7 protein-coding genes are annotated in these 5,959 nt (G+C 73.9%); 5 read left to right on the forward strand and 2 right to left on the reverse strand.

Annotated features, from left to right (window positions below):
• The first annotated feature begins 222 nt into the window (after window positions 1-222).
• The 5 genes from WD250_05345 to WD250_05365 are packed head-to-tail and all read left to right on the forward strand — an operon-like array spanning window position 223 to window position 5,346.
• Complete coding sequence (locus WD250_05345; GenBank protein MEX2619625.1) at window positions 223-822, forward strand: TlpA disulfide reductase family protein; 600 nt, start codon at window positions 223-225, stop codon at window positions 820-822.
• A complete protein-coding gene (locus WD250_05350; protein ID MEX2619626.1) occupies window positions 819-1,598 on the forward strand; it encodes a cytochrome c biogenesis protein CcdA in 780 nt (259 codons plus the stop codon). Before WD250_05345 ends, WD250_05350 begins: the two co-directional genes overlap by 4 nt.
• A 22-nt stretch (window positions 1,599-1,620) precedes the next feature.
• Window positions 1,621-3,237 (forward strand): cytochrome c biogenesis protein ResB, encoded by a 1,617-nt coding sequence (locus tag WD250_05355; GenBank protein MEX2619627.1) that lies wholly within the window; start codon window positions 1,621-1,623, stop codon window positions 3,235-3,237.
• Window positions 3,237-4,379: a c-type cytochrome biogenesis protein CcsB gene (ccsB, locus tag WD250_05360; GenBank protein ID MEX2619628.1), complete on the forward strand. Its 1,143-nt coding sequence runs from the start codon at window positions 3,237-3,239 to the stop codon at window positions 4,377-4,379. The genes WD250_05355 and ccsB overlap by 1 nt, the downstream gene beginning before the upstream one ends.
• A 7-nt stretch (window positions 4,380-4,386) precedes the next feature.
• Entirely contained in the window at window positions 4,387-5,346 is a 960-nt protein-coding gene (locus WD250_05365) for an EamA family transporter (GenBank protein ID MEX2619629.1), read from the forward strand.
• Here WD250_05365 and WD250_05370 read toward each other — a convergent pair.
• Both WD250_05370 and WD250_05375 read right to left on the reverse strand, forming a co-directional pair.
• On the reverse strand, window positions 5,330-5,506 hold the full coding sequence (locus WD250_05370; GenBank protein ID MEX2619630.1) for a hypothetical protein: 177 nt from the start codon (window positions 5,504-5,506) through the stop codon (window positions 5,330-5,332). The genes WD250_05365 and WD250_05370 overlap by 17 nt on opposite strands.
• Complete coding sequence (locus tag WD250_05375) at window positions 5,503-5,775, reverse strand: hypothetical protein (protein ID MEX2619631.1); 273 nt, start codon at window positions 5,773-5,775, stop codon at window positions 5,503-5,505. The genes WD250_05370 and WD250_05375 overlap by 4 nt, the downstream gene beginning before the upstream one ends.
• Between the last annotated feature and the right edge of the window lie 184 nt (window positions 5,776-5,959).

A 5,959-nucleotide genomic window follows, 5' to 3' on the forward strand; every position in this document is an offset into this window, starting at 1 on the left:
GGCCGGGCCAGATCACCCGGTCCACGGTGGTGGCGTGGCCCGGCGGATCACCCGGACGTGTGGCCGGGCCAGATCACCCGTTCCACGGGGGGCGCGTGGCCCGGCGGATCACCCGGGCGTGTGGCCGGGCCAGATCACCGAGCACGCCGGCATGTGCTCCGCGGCACTGGCCGTGCGGTCGTGCGGTGCGCGCCGGCGGGCGGCCGTAGCATGGGTCGGGCGATGCGCTGGCTCCCACTGCTCTTGTGCCTGACCCTGCTGGCGGCGTGCGGTTCCGCCGGGGGGCAGGAGTCGGTGTCCGGCCGCTACGTCGAGGGCGGCGGGAGCGTCGTGTTCGACGTCGACGAGCGGGAGTCTGCGCCGACGGTGTCCGGCCGGACCCTCGACGGCGACGAGCTGGCACTCGCCGACCTCGACGGGCCCGTGCTCGTGAACTTCTGGGCGTCCTGGTGTGGGCCATGTGTCCGCGAGGCGCCGCACCTGGTGGCGATCGCCGACCAGTACGGGCCGCGGGGGCTGCACGTGGTCGGTGTGAACGTCAAGGACCAGTCGGTCGCCAACGCGCTCAGCTTCGAGCGTGACCACGGCATCACCTACCCGTCGTGGCACGACGAGGCCGCGTCGATCGCCGCCTCCTTCGGCGGCATCGGCCCCGCGGCCCTGCCCTCCACCATCCTGCTCGACGGCGACCACCGCGTCGCCGTGCGGCTGTTCGGCGCGGTCACCGCCCGCCAGCTCGCGCCGCACCTGGAGGGGCTGCTCGACGGGGTGGCCGGGGGTCCAGGCGCCGGGGGTCCGGGCGCCGGGGAGGACCGCGGATGATCGAGTGCACCAACGTGGTCTGCACGCTGGTGACCGACGCCAACCTGCTGGTCGCGGCGGGCGTCGCCTTCGCGGCGGGGATCGTGTCGTTCGCCTCGCCCTGCGTCGTGCCGCTCGTGCCCGGCTACCTGTCGTACATGACCGGGCTGTCCGGCGCGGAGCTGGCCGGCGGGCAGGGCCCCAACCGCCTGCGGGTGGTCGGCGGCGGGATGCTGTTCACCCTGGGGTTCGCGGTGCCGTTCGCCCTGATCGGGCTGGTCGGCGCGTCGCTGGCCGTCGCGTTGCAGGCGCGGCCGTGGCAGATCGCCATGGGGCTGCTCGTGGCCGCGCTCGGCCTGGCGTTCACCGGCCTGCTGCCGTTCGACCTGCTCGGGCGCGAGCGGCGCGTCAGCACGGCCGCCATCGACCGCGGCATGCTCGGTGCGATGCCGCTCGGGTTCGTCTTCGGCGTGGGGTGGGTGCCCTGCATCGGCCCCGCCCTGGCGGCGATCTTCACGCTGGGAGCGGCGACGTCGACCTCCGGGGGTACCCCGCTGCGTGGCAGCCTGCTCGCGTTCGTGTACGCCCTGGGCCTGGGGCTGCCCTTCATCCTGGTCGGGCTCGGCTTCCACCACGCCAGCGGGGCCCTGGCCTTCCTGCGCCGCAACGGGCGGGCCTTCCAGATCGGTGGCGGGCTGATGCTCACGGCCGTCGGCATCGCCATCGCGACGGGGGCGTGGGACGCGTTCATCAACGTCCTGCGCCCGATGATCCAGGGCTTCGAGCCCCCCATCTGATGCGCGCTCACCGGGTCTCGACGTGACCGAGACGAGCACCCCCGCGGAGGCGCTGTCGACGCCACCACCACCAGAGCGGGGCACGCACCTGCCCGAGCTGCCCGGCCCGTGGGAGACCGCGGTGCGCAGCTGGCGGCGGCTGCGGCGCATGTCCACCGCGCTGATCCTGCTCTTCGCCCTGGCGGTGGCGAGCATCCTCGCCACCTTCGTCCCGCAGGAGCCGTTGATCCCCGCGACGGTGGCCGACTGGCGGTCGGGCGCCGCCGGCCCCGGCGAGGCGGTCGCCGCGGCGTTCGACGCGATGAGCCTGTTCGACGTGTTCGGCTCGTGGTGGTTCGGGGTGCTGACCTTCCTGCTGTTCGTCAGCCTGACCGGGTGTCTCATCCCGCGGTGGCGCGCGTTCGCCCACACGGTCCGGCGTCGGCCGGTCGCCGGGCGCAACCTCGCGCGCCTGACCAACCACCGGGTCCTGACGGTCACCCTGCCGCCCTCCGAGGCGCTGGCCGTCGCAGAGCGCGTGCTGGCCCGGCGGCGGTACCGTCGACGCAGGCTCGACGCGGCCGACACCGACTCGGGAGCGACCCAGCTCGCCGGTGAGCGGGGCCACTGGCACGAGGGTGGGAGCCTGATCTTCCACACGTCCTTCTACGTGCTGCTCGCGGGTGCGGTCATCGCGCACTCCTTCGGCTTCATCGGCCAGATCAACATCGCTGAGCAGTCGAGCTTCGCCGACACCCGCATCGCCTACGGGCTCGCGGAGCCCGGCCGCTACTTCGGCCTCGACGACCACCGGGGCTTCGTGGTGACCCTCGACGACTTCACGGTGCGCTACCACGACGAGCAGATCGCGAACGGGTTCCTCGCCAGCGACTTCGTCTCGACGATCACGATCAGCGAGGGCGGCGAGCCGATGCGCACCGAGGAGGTGCGGGTCAACCACCCCGTCTTCCACGACGGCATGAAGATCTACCAGGCGCGCTTCGGCATGGCCCCCCGGGTGGTCGTGCGCGCCGGCGACACCGTGCTGTTCGACGAGCGGGTGATGATGTCGGACGCCGGGCGCGGGGTCTGGACGGGGGTGGCCAAGGTCTCCATGGGCGGTGAGGACGCCGACGCCCCCCAGGTCGCCCTCGACATGGTGTTCCTGCCCGACGCCGACGTCGACGCCGCGGGCGTGCCGTTCAGCGCCTCGCCCGAGCCGACGAACCCGCGCTTGATCGCCGACCTCTACGTCGGTGACCTGGGCCTGGAGCGACCGGTGCCGGCCGGCGAGTTCCTGCGTGACGAAGCCGCCCGGCTGGACCCCCCGGCGATCCTCGGCGAAGGCGACGAGACCGACATGGCCGGCGGGAACCTGACCGTGGAGTTCGCCGAGCTGGCGATGTGGTCGGGGTTCCAGGTCAGCCGCGCTCCGGCCCGCTGGGTGCTGCTCGCGGCGGGGGTCCTGCTCCTGGTCGGGCTGGTACCATCCCTCTACAGTTACCGACGCCGGGTGTGGGTGGAGGCCGAGGAGGTCGACGGCACGACCCGGGTCACGGTCGGTGGGGTGGCGCTGCAGCGCAAGCCCGCGTTCGCCGAGGAGTTCGCCGGCCTGGCCGACGAACTCGACGAGCAGCTCCCGGGAGGCAAGGCTCGCTGATGGTCGACACCGCTCTGGCCGAGACGTCCACCACGCTCTTCCACGTCGCGTTCCTCACCTACATCGCGGCGATGGTGGGCTACTTCTTCCGCCTCGCCTTCGCCACGGTCCCCACCGACGGCGCGAGGGCGGCGGGGCCGGCCGCCCGTGTCGGCCAGCTGGCCACGGGGCTGGCGGTGGCCGGCGTCGCCACCCACGCGGGCAGCATCGTGACCCGCGGCCTCGCCGTGTCGCGGTGGCCGCTGGGCAACATGTACGAGTACTCCTCGGCGATGGCCCTGACAGCCATCGTCGTGGGCCTGGTCGTCGTGCAGCGGCGCATGGGCTACGGCCAGGTGATGGGCTTCGTCCTGGCCGCGGGCGTCTTGATGATGGCCTCCGGGCTGCTGCTGTACGTGGACGCCAGCCCGGTGATGCCGGCCCTGCAGAGCTACTGGCTGAACATCCACGTGTCCTCGATGATGGCCTCCGCGTCGGTGTTCATGGTCGGGTTCGCCGTGGTGGCGCTGTACCTGGTCAAGGACACCGCCGAGCGCCGCGTGGCGCGGATGGGCACCATCGACGCCGGCTCGGTGGGCGCCGCCAAGGTCGCCCCGCCCGAGGAGGGGCGGCCCGAGGGCTACGAGGCCGACGGCGGCCTGGCGGGTCGCGAGTCCTCGCCGCTGGCGCAGCGCGACGCGCTGTCGCCGGTGCCCTTCCCCGTCGTGCCCTTCCTGGTCGTCGGCATCTTCACCCTGGTCGTGTGGCGGTCGCCGGCGGCGGCGCTGATCGCCGCGAGCGTCGCCGCGCTGCTCGGCACGGCCGCGTGGTACGCCGTGCCGGCCCTGCCCTCGTCGGCCCGCCTGGACAACCTCGGCTATCGCATCATCGCGTTCGGGTTCCCGATCTTCACCTTCGGGGTGATCGCCGGTGCCATCTGGGCGGAGGAGGCCTGGGGACGGTACTGGGGATGGGACCCGAAGGAGACCGGGTCGTTCTTCACCTGGACGCTCTACGCCGCGTACCTGCACGCCCGCTCCACCGCCGGTTGGCGCGGCCGCCGGGCCGCCTGGGTGGCCATGGTCGCGTTCCTCGCCCTCATGGTGACCTACTACGCGGTCAACCTTTGGGTCGTGGGCCTGCACTCCTACGCGGGGCTGTAGGGGGCCGGTGGCGGCACTGCTCGGCCTGGCTGCGGCTGTCGGGTACGGCGCGGCGGACTTCTTCGGCGGGTGGGCGTCCCGGCGCGCCGAGGTGCTGCCGGTCGTGCTCTGGTCACAGGTGGCCGGGCTGGCGGTGCTGCTGGTCGTCCTCGGGCCGCTGACCCGCAGCGCCCCGACGGCTGCGGCCCTGGGATGGGGCGCCGGTGCGGGCGCCACGATCGCCGTGGGCCTGGTCGTCTACTTCCGGGGCCTCGCGCGCGCCCGCATGGGGGTGGTCACGCCGATCACCGCGGTGCTGACCGCCGCACTGCCGGTGGTCGTCGGGCTGCTCGGCGGGGAGCGACCCTCGACGGTGGCGTTGGCCGGGGTGCTCGTCGCGGTGGCCGCGGTCGGAGCCGTGTCGTTGGCGCCCTCACCGCCCGGACCCCCGGGCCCGCTCGCGTCGGCGTCGCCCACCGCTGTCGGGGCCAACGCGGCTGCATCGTCCGCAATGGCGCGGGCCGGGGGAGCGGCCACCGGGGGAGCGGCCACCCGCCAGGCGGTGACCGGGGCAGGGCGGGCGCCGGGTGTGCTCGAAGCGCTCGTCGCAGGGGTGGCGTTCGGGTCGTTCTTCGTGTGCATGGACCGGGTGGGCCCGGGTGCGGCCGTGTGGCCGCTGGTGGCGGCCAACGCCACCTCGCTGATCGTCCTGGCCGGAGCGGCCGTCGCCACCGGGCGGGCCTGGCGGCCGGCCCGCACGACCGTGCCGGCCGTCGTGGCCTCCGGTGTCTGCGCGTCGGCGGCGAGCCTTGCGTTCCTCGTCGCGGTCCGTCAGGGCCTGCTGTCGCTCGTGAGCGTCCTGGCGTCGCTGTCCCCGGCGGTGACCGTCGCCCTGGCCCGCCTGCTCATGGACGAGCGCCTCTCCCGGTTGCAGCTCGCCGGCCTGGCCGCCGCGGTCGCCGGCGTGGGGCTCATCGGCGCCGGCTGAGCTCCGCACCCGGACGCTCGCGCAGCCAGGCATCGAGCAGCTCGTCGATCTCGGAATCGCTGGCTCGCGGATGCCGGCGACGAAGGTTCTGGCGCATGAGGGCGACGCCGTCATCGTGCAACGACAGCGCGGTGCGCAAGCGGGCTGCGGGCTCGCTCATGGCGGCAGTATCCCATCCTGCGGTGGCGAAGCCGCCTGCCCTGCGCACTCGTCGTCGAGCAGATGCGCGGGTGGGGGCGGCAGGTCGGCGCGCGTCAGGCTGGAGCGGTCCACGCCGGCGGCGTCGTCGTCGGGGCACGTCGACTCCCAGGGGTGCAGGACGCGCCGGCAGGTGGGGCACAGCCGCTCGTCGAGGTCCATGTGCAGCCCCGACTCCCCGCCCGGCTGCTGCTCCTGCTGCCTCTTCGGGTCCTGCGCGAAGATGCCCATGCGGCCACTGTAGGTCAGCGGTGCATCCCCCACGCAGGCTCGGTCGGTGCATGCCACGCGTCCCCTGTGGGGGTGGTGGTGTGGCCGGGCCGGACGGCTGGGGGAGTGGCCGGGCCACGCGCCCACTGTGGGGGTGGTGGTGTGGCCGGGCCGGACGGCTGGGGGGGTGGCCGGGCCACGCGTC

This window comes from Egibacteraceae bacterium, assembly GCA_040905805.1.
Lineage (GTDB): Bacteria > Actinomycetota > Nitriliruptoria > Euzebyales > Egibacteraceae > DATLGH01.

Bases quoted from the DNA above. Each gene is read 5' to 3' on its own strand.
- ccsB (MEX2619628.1), top strand. From the start codon at position 3,237: ATGGTCGACACCGCTCTGGCCGAGACGTCCACCACGCTCTTCCACGTC.
- WD250_05350 (MEX2619626.1), top strand. From the start codon at position 819: ATGATCGAGTGCACCAACGTGGTCTGCACGCTGGTGACCGACGCCAAC.
- WD250_05375 (MEX2619631.1), bottom strand. From the start codon at position 5,775: ATGGGCATCTTCGCGCAGGACCCGAAGAGGCAGCAGGAGCAGCAGCCG.
- WD250_05370 (MEX2619630.1), bottom strand. From the start codon at position 5,506: ATGAGCGAGCCCGCAGCCCGCTTGCGCACCGCGCTGTCGTTGCACGAT.
- WD250_05345 (MEX2619625.1), top strand. From the start codon at position 223: ATGCGCTGGCTCCCACTGCTCTTGTGCCTGACCCTGCTGGCGGCGTGC.